Consider the following 20,083-nt stretch of genomic DNA (forward strand, 5'->3'; position numbering starts at 1 on the left):
AAGCGCGTCTTAACCGTCAGCTAAGAAAGGCGCTCCGGCGGGCCGCCGCCAGCGCCTCCCGCATCGCCCCGACCGGCGCGGCAACGCCGGTGAACTGCTCGAACTGGCCGACCGCCTGCGCCAGCAGCAGGTCCAGTCCGGACACCACGCGCAGACCTGCCGCACGCGCGGACGCGGCCAGCGGTGTCGGCCACGGGTCGTACAGCGCGTCGAAACACACAGCACCAGGCCGCCACGTCACCGCGTCTGCGAGCGGGTCGGCGACACCCTTGGGCACCGTGGAGACGACCACGTCGGCGACGGCCAGGTGCCGGGGCGCGTCGGCCCAGGCGCCAGCCGTCAGCGCCACGTCGAGGGCGTCGGCCACCGGGCGCAGCTCGTCGACCGCCTCGGGCCGGCGGGCCACCACCGTCACCGACGAGCACGCCAGTCGCGCGGCGGTGGCCAGCGCGGCGCGGGCCGTACCCCCCGCGCCGACGACGGTCAGGGCCGCGCCGGGCAGCACCCCGGCCTCGGTGAGCACCTCGACCATGCCGCCGACGTCGGTGTTGTCCGCGTACCAGGAGCCGTCCGGACGGCGTACCAACGTATTGGCCGCGCCGACGGCGACGGCGACCGGCGACGCGGCGTCGGCCACGGCGAGCGCCGCCTCCTTGCCCGGCATGGTCACCGACAACCCGGCCCACTCCGGGCCCAGGTCGGCGACCAGGGCCGGCAGCTCCGCGGCCGCGCACTCGATGCGGGTGTACGACCACCCGGTCAGCCCGGCGGCGGCGTAGCCGGCGGTGTGGATCACCGGCGAGAGGGAGTGCGCGATGGGCTTGCCGAGCACCGCCGCCCGACGGGCCACCACGGTCCGCGTCATGTCCCGCCCCCCGTACACGTCGCCTCGACCCTACCCACCGCACCGATCACCGCACCACCCGCCGCCGACCGCGCCCACGATGTTCGCTTGACGTTCCATCGACGTCGGTGAAAGCATTCGGCGCAGGACGATCGATCGGAAACAGGGGGGAACAATGAACAAACGGATTCTGCGCGTCCTCATCGCGATTGCCGCGGCCTTCAGCATGTCGTTGCTGGCCGCCGCACCCGCGCGTGCGGACAGCGCGGCCGGCAGCTGGTCGGACAACCACGAGCTGTGCGCGTCCAGCTCGTGTGTGCGCGCCGGCAACATCGTGCGGCTCTGGCAGGCCATCATCTGGGCCGACGACCTCAGCGGCACCGTCGGCACCAGCTTCATCGACGGCGAGTACGGCTCCAACACCGCCGCCAAGACCAGGACCTGGCAGGACGTGATGAACATCGGCGTCGACGGGTCGGTCGGCCCGCAGACCTGGGGCAAGGCGTACGGTGCGGTCAACCGCAACACCGGCTACGACACCAGCACCCAGACCGGGTACTTCTACTACGGATACAACCGCACGTTCGCGCTGCGCAAGCAGAACAGCAACGGGGTGTGGACGTTCCTCAACCCGCGCACCGGTTCGTGGACCGGCACCAGCCACTGACAACGGCACCGTAAATGGTGTTTCCGGGCTGACGAAAAGGCTCCCTTCCCCGCATCGGGAAGGGAGCCTTTTCGCGGTCGGGAAATCGTCAGATGATGCCGGCCTCGCGGGCCTTGGCCTCGTTGCGCTGGTGCTCGGGATACGTCTCGGCGAAGGCCGAGTGGCCCTGCTTGTCGATCGCCACGAAATAGAGCCACTTACCCACCGGCGTGTCCATCGCCCCTTCCAGGGCCTGCTTCCCCGGGTTGTTGATCGGGGTGGGGATCATGCCGGGCAGCTTGCGGTTGTACGGGTTCTTCGGGTCGTCCAACTCGGCAGCCGTCATCTGCTTGGACGACTTCGTCGGCTTGCCGATCGACTCCAGGTAGTAGTTCACCGTGACGTCCATCTCCAGGCAGTTGCACGGGAACTCGCCGTACGCCCGGTTGTAGGCCACCCGGGCGACCTTGCCGAGGTCGTCCTTGTTACCGGCCTCGGCCTGCGCGAGTGACGCCACGATCAGCGCCTCGTACGGGCTGACCTTGCGCTCCTTCTGCACCCGGTCGGCGAACTTCATCTCGCCGGTCACCGAGAGGAAGTTGTCCACCATGAGCTTGAGGATGCTCTCGGCGGTGGCCTTCGGCGGGATCTCGTACGTGTCCGGGTAGAGGAAGCCCTCGACGGACTTGACGACCTTCTTGCCGTCGTCGCGCTTGAACCACCAGTCCGGAACGCCGAGCGCCTCCGGGTCCTTCGCGGCGGCCTCGAACTCCTTGACCGGGATCTTGGTCTTCTCGGAGAGCAGCTTGTAGATGTTCTTGCTGGTGCGGCCCTCGGGGATGGTCAGCCCGTTGACGATCTTGTTCTTCAGGTCGAGCATCGCCGTCACGGCGCTCGCGCCGCTCATCTGCTTGCGCAGCTTGTACGTGCCCGGCTGGATGTTCTTGCTGCGCGAGTTGGCCTCGGCGGCCTCGATGAACGCCTTCTGGCTCTTCACCACGTCGGCGGCCACCAGCGCGTCGGCCATGTCGGCGATCAGCGCGCCGTTCTTGATCTCGACGGTGATCTCGCCGGACCCGCTGCCGTCGTAGTCGGGTGTGACGAAGTAGTTCTGGATCCGGTCGAACCCGTAGAACGCGCCGCCACCGATGCCGCCCAACAGGAGCAGGGCCATCAGCAGCGCGAGGAATGTCTTGCCGCGCCCCCCGGAGCTGGAGCCGCCATTGCGTTTACGGACGAAGCCGCGCCGGTGCCGGCCCTTCTCACCCCGCTCCGGCTCGTCAAACCCAAGATCCAGATCGTCGATCATTACGTCCGCCTCCGCTGCGCGTCCAGCCAGCTCTGCAGGATCTCCACCGCGGCCGCCTGGTCGACAACCGCACGTTGACGTTTACCTCGGACGCCACGTTCGGCAAGCCTACGAGAAGCGACCACGGTCGACATCCTCTCGTCGGTAAGCGTTACCGGTACGGGCGCTATCACATCGACCAGTCGGTCAGCGTACGCCTTCACTCCGACCGCCGCGGGGCCGTGTCTGCCGGCCAGATTGACCGGAAGGCCGACGACGACGCCTACCGCTTCATGTTCGGCCACCAGCGCCGCGAGCTGGGCAATGTCGCTCGGCACCGCGTCCGGAGCGGCCGTGAGATCGCGGGCGAGAGTGACCAGCGGCGTCGCCAGCACCCCGTCCGGATCCGAGCGGGACACCCCCACGCGCACCTGACCGACGTCCACGCCGATGCGAACGCCCCGTGTGAAGCCGCTCACCGACGGTCACCCCTCGCCTGTCGACGAACCAGGGCGGACCGATCGGTCCGCCCTGGTCGACGATGACCGTCTCTCACGCCTCGGTGATCGCCTTCTCGACGGTGAGCAGCAGGTTCGGCGCCTCGGCCGCCGGCAGGCCGCCACCCTGGGCCAGGTCGGGGCTGCCCCCGCCGCGCCCGGAGAACGCCGCCTTCACCAGGTCAGAGGCGGCCAGGCCCCGACTGCGGGCGGCCGCGTTGACCGCCACCACGAGCGACGCCTTGCCGTTCGCGCGGGCCGCCACCGCGACCACCGCCGGCCGTGCCGGATCGATCTTGCCGCGAATCTCCTGCGCCAGGGTCCGTACGTCGTTACCGGCCGCGCCCTCCGGCGCCTCGGTGCCCACGTACGCCACCCCGCGCACATCCTTGGCCTGCGCGGCGAGCGCCCCCGCCCCGCCCAGCACCAGCTGGGCGCGCAGCTTCTCCAACTCCTTCTCCGCGTCCCGCAGCTGGGTGACCGTCTGCTCCACCCGGTCCGCGACCTGGTCGTTCGGCACCCGGTACAGCTCGGCCAGCCGGGAGACCAGCAGGTGCTCCCGGGCCAGGAAGCCGAAGGCGTCCATGCCCACCAGCGCCTCGACCCGGCGGACACCGGAACCGATCGACGACTCGGAGAGGATCTTCACGAGGCCGAGCTGGGCCGAGCGGGCCACGTGCGTGCCGCCGCACAGCTCGCGGGCGTAGTCGCCGACCTCGACGACCCGCACCTCCTCGCCGTACTTCTCGCCGAACAGCGCCATCGCGCCGATCCGCCGCGCCTCGTCCAGCGAGGTGATGAAGGCGTGCACCTCAAGGTCGGCCAGGAGCACCTCGTTGACCTGCTGCTCCACGTCCCGCAGAACCGTCGGCGACACACCCGTCGGGGTGTTGAAGTCGAACCGCAGCCGACCCGGCGCGTTCAGCGAACCCGCCTGGGTGGCCGACTCGCCGAGGAAGTTGCGCATGGTCTGGTGCACGAGGTGGGTGGCCGTGTGCGACCGGGAGATCGCCCGCCGACGGGTGGTGTCGATCTCGGCGTAGCCGGTGTCGCCCGGGTGCACCTCACCCCGGATGACCCGGGCCCGGTGCACGATCAGGCCGGGCACCGGCTGCTGCACGTCGAGCACCTCGACCTGACCGTCGCCGACGGTGATGATGCCGTGGTCGGGCTGCTGGCCACCGCCCTCGGCGTAGAACGGGGTCGTGTCCAGCACCAACTCGACGGTCTCACCCTCGGTCGCCGCCTGGCGCGGACCGTCGGCACCCAGCAGCGCCCGCACCCGCGACTCGCGGGCCACCTCGCTGTAGCCGGTGAACGTCACCGGGCCACCGGCGTCGAGCACCGACCGGTACGCCGACACGTCGGTGTGCCCCGTCTTGCGGGCCTGCGCGTCCGCCTTCGCCCGGGTCCGCTGGTCGGCCATCAGCCGCCGGAAGCCCTCGTCGTCGACACTGAGGCCCTGCTCGGCAGCGATCTCCAGGGTCAGGTCGATCGGGAAGCCGTACGTGTCGTGCAGCTGGAACGCCTTCGCGCCGGACAGCGCCGTGCCGCCCGCCGTGCGGGTCTCGGCGATCGCCGTGTCCAGGATCGTCGTCCCGGCACGCAGCGTCGACAGGAAGGCTTCCTCCTCGGCGTACGCGTACTGCGCGATCCGGTCGAAGTCGGTCGCCAGCTCCGGGTACGACGGCGCCATGCAGTCCCGCGCGACCGGCAGCAGCTCGGGCAGCGCCCGGTCCTGCCACCCGAGCAGTCGGATCGACCGGATCGCCCGGCGCATGATCCGGCGCAGCACGTAGCCGCGGCCCTCGTTGCTCGGGGTCACGCCGTCGCCGATCAGCATCAGCGCGGTCCGTACGTGGTCGGCGACCACGCGCAGCCGGACGTCGTCCGGGTGCGACTCGCTGGCCACGTGCCCGGAGTGCGCGCCGTAACGCTTGCCGGTCAGCTCGGCCGCGCGGGCGAGGATCGGCCGGACCTCGTCGATCTCGTACAGGTTGTCGACGCCCTGCAGGATCGACGCCATCCGCTCCAGGCCCATGCCGGTGTCGATGTTCTGCGCCGGCAGGTCACCCAGGATCGGGTAGTCCTCCTTGGTGGTGCCCGGCCCCCGCTCGAACTGCATGAACACGAGGTTCCAGTACTCCATGTAGCGGTCCTCGTCGACCGCCGGGCCGCCCTCACGGCCGTACTCCGGGCCCCGGTCGTAGAACAGCTCCGACGACGGACCGCACGGCCCGGGAATGCCCATCGACCAGAAGTTGTCCGCCTTGCCCCGGCGGACGATCCGCTCGGGCGGCACACCCACCGAGCGCCAGATCTCGTACGCCTCGTCGTCGTCGAGGTAGATCGTCGGCCAGATCCGCTCCGGATCCAGCCCGTAACCACCCTCGGCGATCGGCTTCGTGGACAGCTCCCACGCCAGCGGGATCGCGCCCGCCTTGAAGTAGTCGCCGAAGGAGAAGTTGCCGTTCATCTGGAAGAACGTGCCGTGCCGGCTGGTCTTGCCGACCTCGTCGATGTCCGGGGTACGGATGCACTTCTGCACGCTCACCGCCCGCCGGTACGGCGGGGTCTGCTGGCCCAGGAAGTAGGGCACGAACTGCACCATGCCCGCGTTGACGAACAGCAGGTTCGGGTCGCTGATGGCGGGCAGCGGAGCGGACGGCACCACGGCATGGCCGTTCGCCTCGAAGTGCGCGAGGTACCGCCGCTTGATCTCCGCCGTCTTCATCGCTGGTGTTCCTCCGGAAAAATGTCTCGATCGCCGATCCGCGGGGACTCCCGCAGCTCGGCGAACTGGTCGTCGAACGCCTCGCCCTGGGCGAACGCCTGGTGGATCTCCTGCTCGCGCTCGGCCATCCCGACCCGGACGTCCTCCACGAAGCTACGCAGCGATTCCATCAGGCCGCCAGCGGATTCCGACAACGTGCTGGCGATGCCGGCCGGGGTGTACGCCTGCGCGGTCCGGGTCGCCTTGCGGACCACGATCACGCCGACGGCCACGCCGATGCCGAGCCAGAACAACCGCCTCATGTCTTGCTACCTCCTGCTGGCCCGGCCGGTCAGCGGTTGCCGCGCCGGGCGGCCCGCCGCTGCTGCTTGATGGTGTCGCGCACCTCACGCTCGGTCTCGGCGTGCCGACGGCCGGCAGCCGCCTTGCGCACGCCGTAGCCGAACGCGGCCACCTTGACCAGCGGGTTCGCGGCCGCGGCGGAGACCACGGTGGCCAGGTTCGCGACGTTGGCGGTGACGTTCTGGGCGTGGCTGGTCATCGTGTCGACCTTCGCCAGCTGCAGGTTCACGCCGTCGAGCGACGTCTGCACCTGCTCCAGGGCGACGTTGACGTTCTTCACCGTGGTGTTCACGTCGCCGAGCAGCGGCGCCGTCCGATCGTTGAGGTCGTTGATCATTCGCGTGGTGGCGTCCACCGTGTGCCGCAGCCGCAGGATCGGCAGCGTCAGGATCAGCACCAGCACCGCGAACGCGCACGCCGCGATCAGCGCCGCGACCTCTCCAAAGTCGCCCACGCGTCTCCTCCTCAAGCAGATTTCCGCCGGACCCGACGTCCCCGGAACGCACAACCTGGTGCCCACCGGACCCACCGAGCCGTCACCGGTCGCCGGGCACGGGCGGGCCCGCCAGCCCCAGACCCTACCGTCCGTGATGGAGCGCGGCTCAGGACGGTGAGGGTGTCACGTCGCTCAGCGGATCCCCGCTGACCGTCGGGAACGGATCCTCTCCGGTCAGTGACGGATCGGTGCTGGGCTGCGGCCTGGTCCGCTCGTCGTCGATCGCGTTGCGCACCTTCACCGACACCAACGAGCCGGCGCAGTCTCCCGCAGCGGCCGACGGCTCCGGAGACGGCACGATCGCCGGCTCCCCGTCGACCGGTGGCGGTACGCAGGCCGGCGCCCGTACCCACAGGTCGAGGGTCAACTCGTCCTGACGCCAGCACGTGTAGCTGCCCTTGGTCTCCTGCTCCGGGCAGCGACTGACCTTCCACGGCTGCCAGCCGTCCTCGCGCAGCGCGGCCTCGTAGACCTTCGCCGTCTCCTCCGGCGACTTCTGCGAGGTGACGGTGCGCTCGCGCAGCCGGCAGTCGAGCAGACACCAGCGGCTGCCGCTGACGTCGTCGACAGTCTTCGTCGCGGCCCACGCGGGCACGCCGAGCTGGTCCAGGTTGTCGAAGACCGGGTCCCGGCTCAGCGTCCGGACGCCGAAGAAGAGCGGTACCGCGCCGAGCAGCACGACGCTGACCAGCGCCAGGACGGCCACCCGCAGCCGGCGTCGTTCGCGTGACTGCCGGCGTACCTCGGAACGGGCACCCGGGGCGTCGTCGTCGGACGCGTCCTGACCGGCCGCGCGCAGCGCGGGCCCGTCGGTCGGTTCGGCGACCGGCGCCGTCGCGGCGGGCACCACGACGGCGGCGCGGGCCACACCGGCGGGCTCGCCGGGCCGGCCGGCCGGTGGCACGGGGGCGACACCGCTGGGCTCGGGCCGGCCAGCCTCGCGGGGCGGCGGCAGGGCACGACCCGCGGCACGGTCCGCAGGTCGCGGGGCGGCAGCACGCGCGGCCACTGGTGATCCGGGGCCGGCGTGCTCGGAGCCGGCCCGGTCGTCGCCGACAGGCGGCTGCCCGACGCCCGGTGGGCGGACGGCGGCGCGAGCCGGACCGTCCGGACCGGCGCCCGGCGGGACTGCCGCACGGGCCGGGCCGTCCGGGCGTGGTCGGGCCGAGCCGGGGCGGGCAGGGGCGTCCGGGCCGACGCCGGGGCGTACCGCCGCACGAGCGGGACGCGCCGGATCGACGCCCGGCGGACCGGCGGGCCGGGCCGGAGCATCCGGGCCGGCGCCTGGCGGCACGGCGGCGCGAGCCGAGCCCTCGGGCCGGGGGCGGGGCGGACCGTCCGGACCGGCGCCCGGCGGGACGGCGGCGCGAGCCGGGCCGTCGGGGCGAGCGGCACCCCGCTCGGGCGTGCCTGCGCCGGGACGGGGCGGACCGTCGGGACCACGGCGACCGGCGCCGGAGACCGGCGCCTCGCCGGGCGCGAGTCGGGCCCGGCCCCCGGGCGGGGCGGAGCGGGCGCCCCGCACCGGCGCCTGTCGCCCGCCGTCGGCGGGGCCGGCATACGGGTCGTCGGCCGGTCCCGGACGACCGGTGGATCCGTCGGGGCCGGACTCCGCCGGCGGGCGGCGGCGTCGGTTGATCGGATCCGCGGCGGACCCGGCACCGGCTCGACGACCGACGGGCCGCTCACCGGCGACCGGCGGATGGGGCACGGGACCGCTCGGCTGCTCTCCGGTGGGCTCCGACCCACCGGGCCGGACGGCCCGGCGACCGGTGGGAGCGTCCGCGCCCGGGTCGGCCGGTGGCCCGACGGGACGACGGCCGGCGGCGCGTTCCGCGGCGGGATCGGGCACGGCGAGTGGGCCACCGGAGCGATCGGTCAGATCACCGGCGGGCGGCGGGGCGGTGCGGTGGCCGACGGGCCGGTTGGCGCTCGGGGCCTGCGCATCGCCACCGCGGCGGTTGACCACCGGCAGGCCGGGGTCGGTGTGCGGCAGCCGGCCAGCCTGACGCAGCCAGTCGGCCGGGCGCTCCGGACGGTCCGGGCGGTCCGCCCGCGGCTCACCGCCGGTCGGCGCGCGTCGGCCCTGGTCGTCGGGGACCGCTCGACGGCGGCCGGTGCCGTCGGTGGACGTGACGCTGGCGGACCCGGCGCTGGCCGGCCCGGCGCTGGCGGACCCGGCGCTGATGGGCCCGGCGCTGATGGGTCCGGTGGACGCCTCCGGCATCGGTGGGGCATTGCCCGATCGGGGCACCACCGGCGCGTCCGGCTCGGCGGCACGGCGGCGACCGCCCCCGGCCGGGCGGGCCTGGCCGGAGGGCTCCGGCGCTCCCGGGTCGACCGGGCCGGGACGACGCCGGGCCGTCCGCGGGTCGTTGTCGATCGCGGGGTCGGCTCGCAGCCCGTCCGCGACCTGCGGCGCGACGCCGGGCGGCGGCCCGTCGAACCGGGCGGGGCCGGGCGCGGCGGGTGGCCCGTCGAACCGGGCGGGGCCGGGCGCGGCGGGTGGCCCGGTGGGTCGCGCCGGATCGGGAACGGGGCCGGTCGTACGTCGGCCGCCGGCCAGACCGTCACCGGTCAGCGGCCGGCCGCCATCGGTCGGGTCGGGCCCGGGTCGGCGGCCCGGCGGCACGGCGTCCTGCCGGCGCAGCGGCGGCATCGCTTCCGCCCGCCCGGTCGGGGCGACGGCATCCGGGCGGTGGCCGGCCGCAGGGCCCGCAGCCGCCGGCCCTGCGGGCGGGCCGGACGGTCCCACTGTCGGACGCGGTCGGACCGGAGCGCCGGTGGTCGGGCGGGGCCCCGGAGGGCTCGCCGCGTCACCGCCGGCCGGGCGAGCCGACTGCGGCGCGAGGGGTGGCGCGGCGGCGCGGGGGCCGGTGCCGGGAACCGGCTGGGCGCCACGCGCCGCCGGCTGGCCCGCGGCCGGCACGGCGGGCCGGGAGCGGTCGGCGGGTGGGCGGCCGGGATGCTCGCGCTCGGCGGGCGGGCGGGCGTCCATGAGGCGACCCGGCGGGGGCGCCTCGCCCGGCCAGGGGCCGTCCACGGGGCGGCGCGTTCCGGCGGCCTCCGCGTCTGGACGGCGTGGGCCGGGCGGCGCGTCCGGCGGCGGCGACGCGCCCGTGCGCGGCGGCCCGGGCTCGGCGGGTGCCCCGTCCGGGCCCAGCTCGCCGCGTTGCTGCTTGGCCGAGCGCAGGTCGTCGATCCAGCCGAACTCCTCGCCGGCCACCGGCTCCTCCGGCTCGGCCTCGGCTCGGCCTCGACCCCAGCGGCGGCCCTTCGCGCGGGGATCACGCCGCTCGTCCAGGCCCTCGTCGGGGCGGTCCGCACCACGCGATCTCACTGTTGACCCTCTCCTGCGGCGTCCGTGCCGCTGTCCTGCTTCGTGCGGGGACCGCCCGCTTCCGCGGCCGGTTGGCCGTTCCGACCGACAAGCGCCGGGGCGGGCTGCGGTGTTACCGCCGACCCCGCGCTCGGGGCCGCCACCGACGGGCCCGCTGTCGCGGGCGAGGAGGCGGTCGGGGTTTCGGGGCGGGCGGGCGGGGGCGGCAGCCCGCGGACGATCCGGCGCAGCACCGGCAGCCGTGTCGACACCGACCGTTCCGCCCCGTGCGGGCTGGGCTGGTAGTAGTCGACGCCCACCAGGTCGTCCGGGACGTACTGCTGGGTGACCACGCCGCGCTGGTCGTCGTGCGGGTAGCGGTAACCGGTGCCGTGGCCCAGCCCTCGGGCGCCGGCGTAGTGCGCGTCCCGCAGCCCGCGGGGCACCGAACCGCCCCGGCCGGCCCGTACGTCGGCGATGGCCGCGCCGATCGCTGTGGTGGCCGAGTTCGACTTCGGTGCGGTGGCCAGGTGGATCACCGCCTGCGCCAGGTTGAGCTGCGCCTCGGGCAGGCCGACGTACTCCACGGCGTGCGCGGCGGCGGTGGCCACGCTCAGCGCTGTGGGGTCGGCCATGCCCACGTCCTCGCTGGCGAAGATGACCAGCCGTCGGGCGATGAACCGGGCGTCCTCCCCCGCCACCAGCATCCGGGCCAGCCAGTGCACGGCGGCGTCCACGTCCGAGCCGCGCATGCTCTTGATGAACGCGCTGACCACGTCGTAGTGGGCGTCGCCGTCGCGGTCGTAGCGCACCGCCGCCACGTCGACCGCCTGCTCGGCGGTGGCGAGGTCGATGCGCCCGGCGCCGAGCGCCGTGGCCGAGGCCGCCGCGGCCTCCAGCGCGGTAAGCGCCTTGCGGACGTCACCGGCGGCGAGCCGGACCAGGTGGTCCTCGGCGTCGGTGGTCAGGGTGAGGGCGCCGCCCAGGCCGCGCTCGTCGGTGACCGCGCGGCGCAGCAGGCCGCGTACGGCGTCGTCGTCGAGCGGTTGCAGGGTGAGCAGCACGCACCGCGACAGCAGGGGTGAGATGACCGAGAAGTACGGGTTCTCGGTGGTCGCCGCGAGCAACGTGACAGTACGGTCCTCGACGGCGGCGAGCAGCGAATCCTGCTGGGTCTTGCTGAACCGGTGCACCTCGTCGATGAACAGCACCGTCTGCGGGCCGCCCGAACGGCGCTGGCGACGGGCCGTCTCGATCACCGCCCGGACGTCCTTGACACCGGCCGAGAGGGCCGACATGGCGACGAACCGGCGGTCGGTGGCGGCGGCCACCAGGTGCGCGATGGTGGTCTTGCCGCTGCCGGGCGGTCCCCAGAGGATGACCGACATCGCGGCGCCGCCGGAGACCAGTTGCCGCAGCGGTGCGCCGGGAGCGAGCAGGTGGTCCTGCCCGATCAGCTCGTCCAGGCTCGCGGGCCGCATGCGGACGGGCAGGGGCGAATCGTCCGCTACCGGAGTGAAGCCGTCGACACCGGCGGGGCCCTCGGGCGCGCTGCGCGGCCCGGTGGGCGCACCGAGGGAGAAGAGAGCGTCGGACTCCATCACGAAGACAGTACCGGGCCCGACCCGCAACGCCGGAATCGCGCTGCGGGCCGGGTCACCGCTGATCGGTCTCGGTCAGCCACGGCCGGGGCGACGGCCCCGGTACCAGCGACCGCCGCCACCGCCGCGCGGGCCGCTGCCGACGCCGGCCAGGTAGAGCGAGAGCAGGAGCAGGCCGATGAGCACGAGGGTGTTCCAGTTGAACAGGTCGGGGGCGCCGAAGTCGGTGTTGAGCAGGTCGAGAAGCAGAGCGAAGCCAAAGACGATGGCCGCGAGAATGGCGAGCATGTCGGTCCTCCGGTGGGGGTTCCCAGTAGGTCGGCGCGTGATGTACCCAATCGGTCGACTCGTCAATCTCCACCGTGGATCAGCACGCGGGCTGGCGGACCCGGCGCGGCCGCCGGTACGGCGGCTCCTAGGCTGACGTCATGATCATCGACGACCAGGCGATCCACGACCGGGCCGCCATCCTGGCCGCCGCCGGTGACCACCCGTTCGTCCGGCACTCGCTCTCGCCGGGTGTGCCGGCGCACGGCTTCCGGCGCGACGGCGCCGTGCTGTGGTTGCTGCCGCCCGAGCGCGGGCTGGGCGCCGACGCCATCGGCCCCGTCGAGCCGGTGCTGGAGATCTGCGCCGCGCTGGTCGCCGACGGGGTGCTGCGGCCGGAGCACCGGATGCACCTGCCCCGGCTCGACCCCGCCGTGGTGGCGGGCCGGCTGGCGGTGGACGAGTTCGTCGACTGGGAGTTCCACTGGACCACCGTGACGCCGCCGGCGCAGCCGGACGAGCAGCGGGTCGTACGACTCACCGACGCCGACCGCCCGGCGCTCGCGGCGCTGGTCGACGAGGCGTTCCCGACCACCACCACGCGCCCGGACGACCCCCGGGTGCTCGACTGGTACGGCATCCGGGACGGCGGCCGCCTGGTGGCGTGCGGCGCGGACCGCAGCCGGGGCGACGTCGGGTTCCTGGCCGGCCTGACCGTCGCCCCCGACCAGCGGGGCCGGGGGCTGGGCGCGGCGCTGACCGCCGGCATGACCCGGGCGTTGCTGGCCCGGCACGACACGGTCGGGCTCGGCGTCTACCCGCACAACGTCCAGGCGGTGCGGCTGTACCGCCGGCTCGGCTTCACCGACGCCCTGTCCCTCACCGCGATCCGCCTCGGCTGAGGCCGCTCACCGACACCGGGGCGTCGGTGAGCGGCCGTGCCACCGGGCGTCGGTGAGCGGCCTTGGCGCCGGGCGCCGGTGAGCGCCCTTCGCTACCGATCGGCGGGGACCGGGGCCACTGTCGGCTCGCTGGCGGGAGCGGGTCGACGGCCGGCCAGCCAGGCGGGCAGGTAGAGCGGCGCGGCGACGGCCAGTACCACCGCGCCGACCACCATCGCGGCGCTGACGCTGACGCTGGCGGCGATCGCGGTCAGGACCACCCCGCCGAGGGCGGCGGACGGCTGCCCCATCATCGAGTTCAGCGAGAGCACGCTGGTCCGGTACGGGCCGTCGACCTGGCGGTGCAACAGACCACTGTGCAGCGGGTTCGACGCGCCGTGCACGGCGTAGCAGGCCAGGTAGGCCACCAGCACTCCGACCGGCCCCGCGAACAGCCCCATCCCGACCACCGTGACGCCCTGCAGGATGCGCAGCAGGGCCGCGCCCGGAGCCGCCCCGAACCAGCGCAGCAGCAGCGGGGTCAGTGCCGCGCCGGCCGCGCTGGCGAGCCAGGCGGCCGAGCTGGCCGGCCCGAGCAGCGCGGCGGCGCGTTCCGGGTCGCCGACCACCTCGGCGAGGCGGACCGGCAGCAGCGACTCGAAGGTGACCATGCCGAAGCCCCAGAACAACTCCACCGCCACCAGGGCCAGCAGCACCCGGGAACGGCGCAGCAGACCGATGGCCTGACCGACCATCCGGGGCGCCTGCACCACCGACGCCCGCACCGCCGCGAACCCGGTGGCCGGCCGCTCCTCGACCAGCAGGACCAGCAGCGCGACCAGCGCGACCGCCTGGGCGACGATCGCGACCAGCACCGGCACGGTGAGCGCGCTGACCGGCCCGAGCGGCCCGAGCGCGACCAGGCCGCCGCTGAGCAGCGCGCCGCCCGCGATGGCCCCGCCGATCACGGTGCCGGCGTACCCGAGGCCCTTCTCGTACTCGGCCTGCGGGTCCGCGGCCAGGGTGGCGTCGACGTACCAGGATTCCAGCGGGCCGCTGTCCAGTGCCCGGTAGACGCCCTGCAATGCCCAGACCAGGAAGAACAGCGCGAACGAGTCGGCCACCGCGAAGAGCGCCAGCGAGGCGAGGTTGAGCGCTCCGGCGGCGAGCAGGACGGGTCGGCGGCCGAGGGCGTCGGCGAACCCACCGGTGGGCAGCTCCAGCGCGAGCACCAGCAGCCCCTGCGCGGTGCCGACCAGGCCGATCTGCGGCAGCGACAGGCCGCGCTCCTGCATCAGCAGGATCATCACCGGGATCATCAACCCCGTGGGCAGCCAGCGCAGACCGTAGAGGGTGAGGTAACGACGCCGGACCTGGCGTACGGTCAGCGCGCTCACGACGCCACCTCCATTCGCGACTGCGGGGCTCGCAACCCCGGCTCACTCCTCGCGCTCACGACGCCACCTCCATTCGCGACTGCGGGGCTCGCAACCCCGGCTCACTCCTCGCGCTCATCGGGGACCGTCCAGCAGCGGGTAGGCGGCCAGGAAGACCTGCACCGGGCGGGCCTGCGGGTCGGCGGGCTCGGCCACGTCGACCGGCTCGGCCTCCCGGTGGTACCGCTCCAGCACCTCCCACACTTCCGTCTTGAGGGCCTCCAGCCGGTCCGGCGGGATGGTCATGAACACGTCGCCCATGCCGAAGGCGTCCCGCCAGGCGGGGGACCACTCGTGCTGGGTGGCGAACCAGCGCTCGGCGTGCTCGACGAGGAGGCGCACCTGGGCGCCCTGGATCCACTCGATCGCGGCACGGGCGTCGGGGTCGTCGTCGAAGTCGCTCGGCTCCCAGCTCGTGACGTCGTGCGCGGCCTGCCACCAGCGCTGGCGTCCGCTGCCCCGGTCGGGATCCTCGATGACCAGCCCGACCTCGGCGAGTTGGCGCAGGTGGTAGCTGGTCGCGCCGGTGTTGGTGCCGAGCAGCTCGGCGAGCGTGGTGGCGGTGGCGGGCCCGTTCACCCGCAGGGCGCCGACCAGCCGCATCCGCAGCGGGTGCGCGAGCACCCGGACCTGCCGCTTGTCGATCCGCACCTCGCGCGGGGCGGGCCGCGGGGTCGCTTCGTCATTCGCCATGACTGCACACTATCTCTGCACACTTTCTATGCACAAGGGTTGTGCATAGAAAGTGTGCATGAGGTCAGGCCAGGAGTTCCCGCACCCCGCGCAGTCGCGTCCGGAGCAGACCTGCGGCGCGGGAGGAGTCGAGGCGTACGTCGCTGGGGCGGACCACGCCGGCTGCGGTGGCCGTGGTGGTCTTCAGGCCCGTCGCGTCCAGACCGAACCGCTCGGCGACCAGCAGACCCAGCTCGGCCCGGCTGACCGCGTCCGGACCGGCCACGTTGAGCAGCCCGGCGTACGACGAAGAGGCCAGCTCCAGCACGGCGTCGGCCAGGTCGCCGACCTCGATCGGGCAGCGGAACTCATCGGTGAACAGGACGGCCCGACCGGCCAGCGCCTCGCGGCAGAGCTCGATCTGCTTGCTGCCCTCTCCCAGGATCAGCGAGGTCCGCACCAGCGCCGCACCGGGGTCGATCGCCCGTACGGCGGTCTCCGCCGCCGCCTTCGCGGCCCCGTACGCGTTGACCGGGCTGGGCGGGTCGTCGTCGGCGTACGGCGTGGGACGGCCGCCGTGCAGCGCGTCGCTGGACAGGTGCACCAGCCGCGCCCCCACCTCGGCGGCGGCGAGGGCCACGTACGCGGCCCCGTCGGCGGTGACCGCCCAGTCGTCGTACCGATAGGGGGTCGCGACCACAGTGTCCGGCCGCACCTCGGCGACCAGCGTGCGCACGGCGGCGCGGTCGGTCACGTCCAGCCGCCGCCCGACAACGCCGGACACCCCGACGGACCCGCAGTGGTACGTCCCCACGACCGAGAACCCGGCGCCGACGGCCCGCCGACAGACCTCCCGGCCCAGAAACCCGCTACCCCCGACAACAAGCACCCGCATCCCAGCCCACTCCCCCACCGATGATCAAGAGGTTTGCGTCATCTCGCGGGGCGATGATGACGCAAACCTCTTGATCAACCAAGCAAGGGCAGTGGGGGGTGCGGTCAGACCGGGTCGGCCACCGGGGCTGCCGGGCCGGCCGTGCCGGCGTGCGGGGTGGCCGCGGGCTTGGGCTTGGCGTCGATGCCGGCCTCGGTGCGCTGCTGGGCGGTGATCGGGGTCGGCGCACCGGTCAGCGGGTCGAAACCGCCCCGGGTCTTCGGGAACGCGATGACCTCGCGGATCGAGTCCGCGCCGGCCAGCAGCATGCAGACCCGGTCCCAGCCGAACGCGATGCCGCCGTGCGGCGGTGCGCCGTACTTGAACGCCTCCAGCAGGAAGCCGAACTTGTCCTGCGCCTCCTCCGGCGTGATGCCGAGCAGGTCGAAGACCCGCTTCTGCACGTCGCCCCGGTGGATACGGATCGAGCCGCCGCCGATCTCGTTGCCGTTGCAGACGATGTCGTACGCGTACGCCAGGGCGCGGTCCGGCGCCTCCTCGAACCGGTCCACCCACTCCGCGTTCGGCGAGGTGAACGGGTGATGCACGGCCGTCCAGCCACCCTCGTCGGTCTTCTCGAACATCGGCGCGTCGACCACCCAGCAGAACGCCCAGGCGCTCTCGTCGATCAGGCCGGCCCGCTTGGCGATCTCGACCCGGGCAGCGCCCAGCAGCTCCTGCGCCTCGCGGGCGTTCGTGCCGGCCGCGAAGAAGACCGCGTCGCCCGGCTTGGCGCCGACCGCGTCGGCGAGCCCGCCCAGGTGCTCGGCGGACAGGTTCTTGGCCACCGGGCCGCGCGCCTCGCCGGTCTCGGCGTCCAGCACCACGTACGCCAGACCCCGCGCGCCGCGCGCCTTGGCCCAGTCCTGCCAGCCGTCCAGCTCCTTGCGGCTCTGCGCCGCGCCACCGGGCATCACCACCGCGCCGACGTAGCCGCCCGCGTCGATCGCGCCGGCGAACACCCGGAACTCGGTGCCGCGCAGGTAGTCGGTCAGCTCGGTCAGCTCCACGCCGTAGCGCAGGTCCGGCTTGTCCGAGCCGTACCGGGCCATCGCGTCGTGCCACGTGATCCGCGGGATCGGCCGGTTGATCTCGTGCCCGGCCAGGTCCTTCCACAGCGCCGAGACGATCGCCTCGCCGAGGTCGATGACGTCGTCCTCGGTGACGAACGACATCTCGATGTCGAGCTGGGTGAACTCGGGCTGCCGGTCGGCGCGGAAGTCCTCGTCGCGGTAGCAGCGGGCGATCTGGTAATACCGCTCCATGCCGCCGACCATCAGCAGCTGCTTGAACAGCTGCGGCGACTGCGGCAACGCGTACCAGCTGCCGGGCTGGAGCCGCACGGGCACCAGGAAGTCGCGGGCGCCCTCGGGCGTCGATCGGGTCAGCGTCGGCGTCTCGATCTCCAGGAAGTCCCGCTCGTGCAGCACCCCCCGGGCGAGGTGGCTGGCGCGCGAGCGCAGCCGCAGCGCGTTCGCCGGGCCACTGCGACGCAGATCGAGATAGCGGTACCGCAGGCGCAGGTCGTCACCGGCCTCGATCTGGTCGTCCACCGGGAGCGGGAGCGGCGCGGCCTCGGAGAGCACCTCCAGCTCGACGGCTGTCACCTCGACCTCGCCGGTGGGCAGCTCCGGGTTCTCGTTGCCGGCCGGCCGGCGGGTCACCTGGCCGACGACCTTCACGCAGAACTCGTTGCGCAGCGCGTGCGCGTCCTCCTCGCGGAACACCACCTGGACCACGCCGGAGCCGTCGCGCAGGTCGACGAAGATGACGCCGCCGTGGTCACGCCGGCGGGCCACCCACCCGGCGAGCGTCACCGTCGAGCCGGCGTCCGCGGCGCGCAGGCTTCCGGCATTGTGGGTACGGATCACGGCTGGCAACTCCTCATCGTGGAACAGTCCTCACCCGCATTCTGTCAGGGGTGGCCGGCCCCGCTCGGGGGCACCCGGCAGGCCGGCACGATTCGCAGGTGAGCAGGCGGCGGGCCGCGCGCTTCGCCGGTGGGCAGCCTGGCGAACCCGGCTCGCCGGGCCGTCGCGCCGGTTAACGTGGCCGAATGCGCGCCGTACCAAACTGGGGCGTCGCCACGGCGGTGGCCGCGCCGGTGCTGCTGGTGGGCGGGTGGACGGTCGCGGGCGCCCGGCAGCCGGCCGGGTACGACCCGGTCCGCGACACCATCAGCGAGCTGGCGGGGCACGACGCCACCGACTCGTGGATCATGATCACTGCGCTGCTGCTGCTGGGCTGCTGCTACCTGGCGATCGCCGTCGTGCTGCACGCGGCCGGGCTGCCCAGCCGCTTCCTGCTCGCCGTCGGCGGCGTGGCCACCATCGCGCTTGTCGCCTTTCCCCGGCCGGCGGTCGGCGGATCGCTCAGCCACGGCATCGCGGCCACCATCGCCGTCCTGGCGTTGGCGCTCTGGCCGGCCGGGTCGGCGCTGCGGTTGCCGCGTGGTCCGGACGCGGCACATCCGGGCGCCCCGCAGCCGCCCTGGGCGTTTCGGCGGGGCGTGGCGCTGAGCGCCACGATCGTGCTGCTCGCCCTCTTCGGCTGGTTCGCGTTCGAGGTGACCAGCGGATCCCGGACCGGCCTGGCCGAACGGGTGACAGCCGTGGGCGTGTCACTCTGGCCGCTGCTGGCGGTCCTCTCCGCCCGACGGGCACACCTCGCCTGGGCCGGCGACGGCGCCACGCCGCTCGGGCCCGCCGTGGCGGCGACAGGTGTCGTACCGCCGGATCCCCTGTTCCCCACGGACGGACCGGATCGCCTCGCCTGAGGCGGCGCGGGCGGCGGGGCGGACGGCAGGCCCCGGACGCGCGGCGCGGGCCGCCGGAGGATTCCGGCGACCCGCGGGCGGTGAATCGATCAGAAGACGCTGACGCCGTAGCGGCTCAGGGCCTCGGTGACGGGCTGGAAGTAGGTCGTCCCGCCACTGCTGCAGTTACCGCTGCCGCCGGAGGTCAGGCCGAGCGCGGTGCCGCCGGAGAAGAGCGAGCCGCCACTGTCGCCACCCTCGGCGCAGACGTTGGTGCGGATCAGGCCGGAGACCGAACCCTCGGCGTAGTTCACCGTGGCGTTGGTCGCGGACACCGTGCCGCTGCGCAGGCCGGTGGTGCTGCCCGAGCGCTGCACCGACTGGCCGACCGACGCGTTGCCGGAGCCGGTGATGTCCCGGTAGCTGCCGTTGTAGAGGTAGACGTTGCCGGCGGCGTTCGCGGAGTTGCTGTGCCGCACGATGCCGTAGTCGTTGCCCGGGAAGCTGGTGCCGGTACGGGTGCCCAGCAGGGTGGTCTGGCTGGAGTTCGAGTACCAGTTGGTGCCGAGGTTGGTGCAGTGCCCGGCGGTCAGGAAGTAGTAGGTGCTGCCGCTGCGCACGTTGAAGCCGAGCGAGCAGCGGTAGCCGCCGGTGTAGATGGCCTGGCCACCCGAGATCCGGGTGCTGAGCACGCCGGCCTCGGCCTCGACGCGGACCGCGCCGTTGGCCTTCGCGGCAGCGGCCTTGACCCGCTCCAGCTTGGCGCCGGTGACGGTGCTGTCGACGGAGACGACCACCTGGTTGGTGATCGGGTCGCTCCACCAGGCGGTGCCCGGGATCTTCGCCGAGCGCTCCAGCTCGGCGGTGGCCCGGTTGAGCTCCGCGGCGCCGCGGGTGACGTACCGGACGCTCGCTCCGGCCTTGCTGACCGTGCGGGCGGCGGCGGCGTCGGTCACCGTGACGACGGTCTTGCCGCTGGCGTCGATGTACGAGCCGGCGGAGCGGTCGCCGAGCTGAGCGGAGAGGGCTGCGGCGGCGTCGGGCGAGGCGGCGGGGGCGGCCTGGGCGGGTGCGCCGATGAGCGAGCCGACGACCAGGGTTCCGCTCACGGCAACAGTCGCCGCAACGCGGAATGAGGACCTCGTGGGTCGCATGTAACAAACCTCCTGGGCGGGGGAGACGGGTCCGGCCGGGGGTGGCTGACCCGAGGGCGACCCGGCCGATCTGCGAAAACCGGCCGAGTGAACTGAAGTATTCACATACTTAAGATCATTGACAAGACCTGGTTTCGCCCGAATTCGTCGACCCGCTCCGGTCACACCTCCGCAACACCGTGGACACGCTCGGGGGCACCTGCCGTCACACCCCTGA

Annotated in this window: 17 protein-coding genes; 3 read left to right on the plus strand and 14 right to left on the minus strand. The window is 73.5% G+C overall.

Annotated features, from left to right (window positions below; all coding sequences use genetic code 11):
• Nucleotides 1-16: 16 nt before the first annotated feature.
• Nucleotides 17-865, minus strand: a complete 849-nt coding sequence (locus tag AB0B39_RS29185) for a shikimate dehydrogenase (RefSeq protein WP_357575909.1) — start codon at nt 863-865, stop codon at nt 17-19.
• A 154-nt stretch (nt 866-1,019) separates the two neighbouring features.
• Here AB0B39_RS29185 and AB0B39_RS29190 point away from each other — a divergent pair, with 154 nt between their 5' ends.
• Nucleotides 1,020-1,511 (plus strand): peptidoglycan-binding domain-containing protein, encoded by a 492-nt coding sequence (locus tag AB0B39_RS29190; RefSeq protein ID WP_234588109.1) that lies wholly within the window; start codon nt 1,020-1,022, stop codon nt 1,509-1,511.
• An 88-nt stretch (nt 1,512-1,599) separates the two neighbouring features.
• Here the strand turns inward: AB0B39_RS29190 and mltG are convergent, their stop codons facing one another.
• From mltG to AB0B39_RS29230, 8 genes are all read right to left on the minus strand, one after another.
• Complete coding sequence (gene mltG / locus AB0B39_RS29195; protein ID WP_357575910.1) at nt 1,600-2,799, minus strand: endolytic transglycosylase MltG; 1,200 nt, start codon at nt 2,797-2,799, stop codon at nt 1,600-1,602.
• Complete coding sequence (gene ruvX / locus AB0B39_RS29200; protein ID WP_234588107.1) at nt 2,799-3,257, minus strand: Holliday junction resolvase RuvX; 459 nt, start codon at nt 3,255-3,257, stop codon at nt 2,799-2,801. Before ruvX ends, mltG begins: the two co-directional genes overlap by 1 nt.
• A gap of 73 nt (nt 3,258-3,330) precedes the next feature.
• Nucleotides 3,331-6,009, minus strand: a complete 2,679-nt coding sequence (alaS, locus tag AB0B39_RS29205; RefSeq protein WP_234588106.1) for an alanine--tRNA ligase — start codon at nt 6,007-6,009, stop codon at nt 3,331-3,333.
• Entirely contained in the window at nt 6,006-6,311 is a 306-nt protein-coding gene (locus AB0B39_RS29210) for a hypothetical protein (protein WP_234588105.1), read from the minus strand. The genes alaS and AB0B39_RS29210 overlap by 4 nt, the downstream gene beginning before the upstream one ends.
• A gap of 29 nt (nt 6,312-6,340) precedes the next feature.
• Nucleotides 6,341-6,805, minus strand: coding sequence for a DUF948 domain-containing protein (locus tag AB0B39_RS29215; RefSeq protein WP_234588104.1), 465 nt, complete (start codon nt 6,803-6,805; stop codon nt 6,341-6,343).
• Nucleotides 6,806-6,953: 148 nt separating this feature from the next.
• Nucleotides 6,954-7,646 (minus strand): hypothetical protein, encoded by a 693-nt coding sequence (locus tag AB0B39_RS29220; protein ID WP_234588149.1) that lies wholly within the window; start codon nt 7,644-7,646, stop codon nt 6,954-6,956.
• 2,537 nt (nt 7,647-10,183) lie between these two features.
• A complete protein-coding gene (locus AB0B39_RS29225; protein ID WP_357575911.1) occupies nt 10,184-11,767 on the minus strand; it encodes a replication-associated recombination protein A in 1,584 nt (527 codons plus the stop codon).
• Nucleotides 11,768-11,842: 75 nt separating this feature from the next.
• Entirely contained in the window at nt 11,843-12,055 is a 213-nt protein-coding gene (locus tag AB0B39_RS29230; RefSeq protein ID WP_007458297.1) for a hypothetical protein, read from the minus strand.
• A 140-nt stretch (nt 12,056-12,195) separates the two neighbouring features.
• Here AB0B39_RS29230 and AB0B39_RS29235 point away from each other — a divergent pair, with 140 nt between their 5' ends.
• Complete coding sequence (locus tag AB0B39_RS29235) at nt 12,196-12,936, plus strand: GNAT family N-acetyltransferase (RefSeq protein ID WP_357497664.1); 741 nt, start codon at nt 12,196-12,198, stop codon at nt 12,934-12,936.
• 92 nt (nt 12,937-13,028) lie between these two features.
• Here AB0B39_RS29235 and AB0B39_RS29240 read toward each other — a convergent pair whose 3' ends face one another.
• The 4 genes from AB0B39_RS29240 to aspS all read right to left on the minus strand — a co-directional run bounded on the left by AB0B39_RS29240 (nt 13,029) and on the right by aspS (nt 17,828).
• Nucleotides 13,029-14,312 (minus strand): MFS transporter, encoded by a 1,284-nt coding sequence (locus tag AB0B39_RS29240; RefSeq protein WP_357497662.1) that lies wholly within the window; start codon nt 14,310-14,312, stop codon nt 13,029-13,031.
• Between the two features lie 114 nt (nt 14,313-14,426).
• Nucleotides 14,427-15,044, minus strand: coding sequence for a helix-turn-helix domain-containing protein (locus AB0B39_RS29245; RefSeq protein WP_357575912.1), 618 nt, complete (start codon nt 15,042-15,044; stop codon nt 14,427-14,429).
• Between the two features lie 64 nt (nt 15,045-15,108).
• Nucleotides 15,109-15,918, minus strand: coding sequence for a sugar nucleotide-binding protein (locus tag AB0B39_RS29250; protein ID WP_357575913.1), 810 nt, complete (start codon nt 15,916-15,918; stop codon nt 15,109-15,111).
• Nucleotides 15,919-16,022: 104 nt separating this feature from the next.
• Nucleotides 16,023-17,828 carry an aspartate--tRNA ligase gene (gene aspS / locus AB0B39_RS29255; RefSeq protein WP_357575914.1) on the minus strand — a complete coding sequence of 602 codons (1,806 nt, stop codon included), beginning with the start codon at nt 17,826-17,828 and terminating at the stop codon, nt 16,023-16,025.
• 185 nt (nt 17,829-18,013) lie between these two features.
• On the opposite strand from aspS, the gene AB0B39_RS29260 reads away from it, so the two are divergent.
• Nucleotides 18,014-18,733 (plus strand): DUF998 domain-containing protein, encoded by a 720-nt coding sequence (locus AB0B39_RS29260; RefSeq protein ID WP_357497654.1) that lies wholly within the window; start codon nt 18,014-18,016, stop codon nt 18,731-18,733.
• Between the two features lie 89 nt (nt 18,734-18,822).
• Here the strand turns inward: AB0B39_RS29260 and AB0B39_RS29265 are convergent, their stop codons facing one another.
• Nucleotides 18,823-19,866 carry a S1 family peptidase gene (locus tag AB0B39_RS29265; RefSeq protein WP_357497652.1) on the minus strand — a complete coding sequence of 348 codons (1,044 nt, stop codon included), beginning with the start codon at nt 19,864-19,866 and terminating at the stop codon, nt 18,823-18,825.
• Nucleotides 19,867-20,083 lie beyond the last annotated feature (217 nt).

This window comes from Micromonospora sp. NPDC049114 (genome assembly GCF_040648635.1).
In the GTDB taxonomy this organism is placed as follows: Bacteria; Actinomycetota; Actinomycetes; order Mycobacteriales; family Micromonosporaceae; genus Micromonospora.

Bases quoted from the DNA above. Each gene is read 5' to 3' on its own strand.
- AB0B39_RS29185 (WP_357575909.1), bottom strand. From the start codon at position 865: ATGACGCGGACCGTGGTGGCCCGTCGGGCGGCGGTGCTCGGCAAGCCC.
- AB0B39_RS29190 (WP_234588109.1), top strand. From the start codon at position 1,020: ATGAACAAACGGATTCTGCGCGTCCTCATCGCGATTGCCGCGGCCTTC.
- mltG (WP_357575910.1), bottom strand. From the start codon at position 2,799: ATGATCGACGATCTGGATCTTGGGTTTGACGAGCCGGAGCGGGGTGAG.
- alaS (WP_234588106.1), bottom strand. From the start codon at position 6,009: ATGAAGACGGCGGAGATCAAGCGGCGGTACCTCGCGCACTTCGAGGCG.
- AB0B39_RS29210 (WP_234588105.1), bottom strand. From the start codon at position 6,311: ATGAGGCGGTTGTTCTGGCTCGGCATCGGCGTGGCCGTCGGCGTGATC.
- AB0B39_RS29225 (WP_357575911.1), bottom strand. From the start codon at position 11,767: ATGGAGTCCGACGCTCTCTTCTCCCTCGGTGCGCCCACCGGGCCGCGC.
- AB0B39_RS29230 (WP_007458297.1), bottom strand. From the start codon at position 12,055: ATGCTCGCCATTCTCGCGGCCATCGTCTTTGGCTTCGCTCTGCTTCTC.
- AB0B39_RS29235 (WP_357497664.1), top strand. From the start codon at position 12,196: ATGATCATCGACGACCAGGCGATCCACGACCGGGCCGCCATCCTGGCC.
- AB0B39_RS29245 (WP_357575912.1), bottom strand. From the start codon at position 15,044: ATGGCGAATGACGAAGCGACCCCGCGGCCCGCCCCGCGCGAGGTGCGG.
- AB0B39_RS29250 (WP_357575913.1), bottom strand. From the start codon at position 15,918: ATGCGGGTGCTTGTTGTCGGGGGTAGCGGGTTTCTGGGCCGGGAGGTC.
- AB0B39_RS29260 (WP_357497654.1), top strand. From the start codon at position 18,014: ATGCGCGCCGTACCAAACTGGGGCGTCGCCACGGCGGTGGCCGCGCCG.
- AB0B39_RS29265 (WP_357497652.1), bottom strand. From the start codon at position 19,866: ATGCGACCCACGAGGTCCTCATTCCGCGTTGCGGCGACTGTTGCCGTG.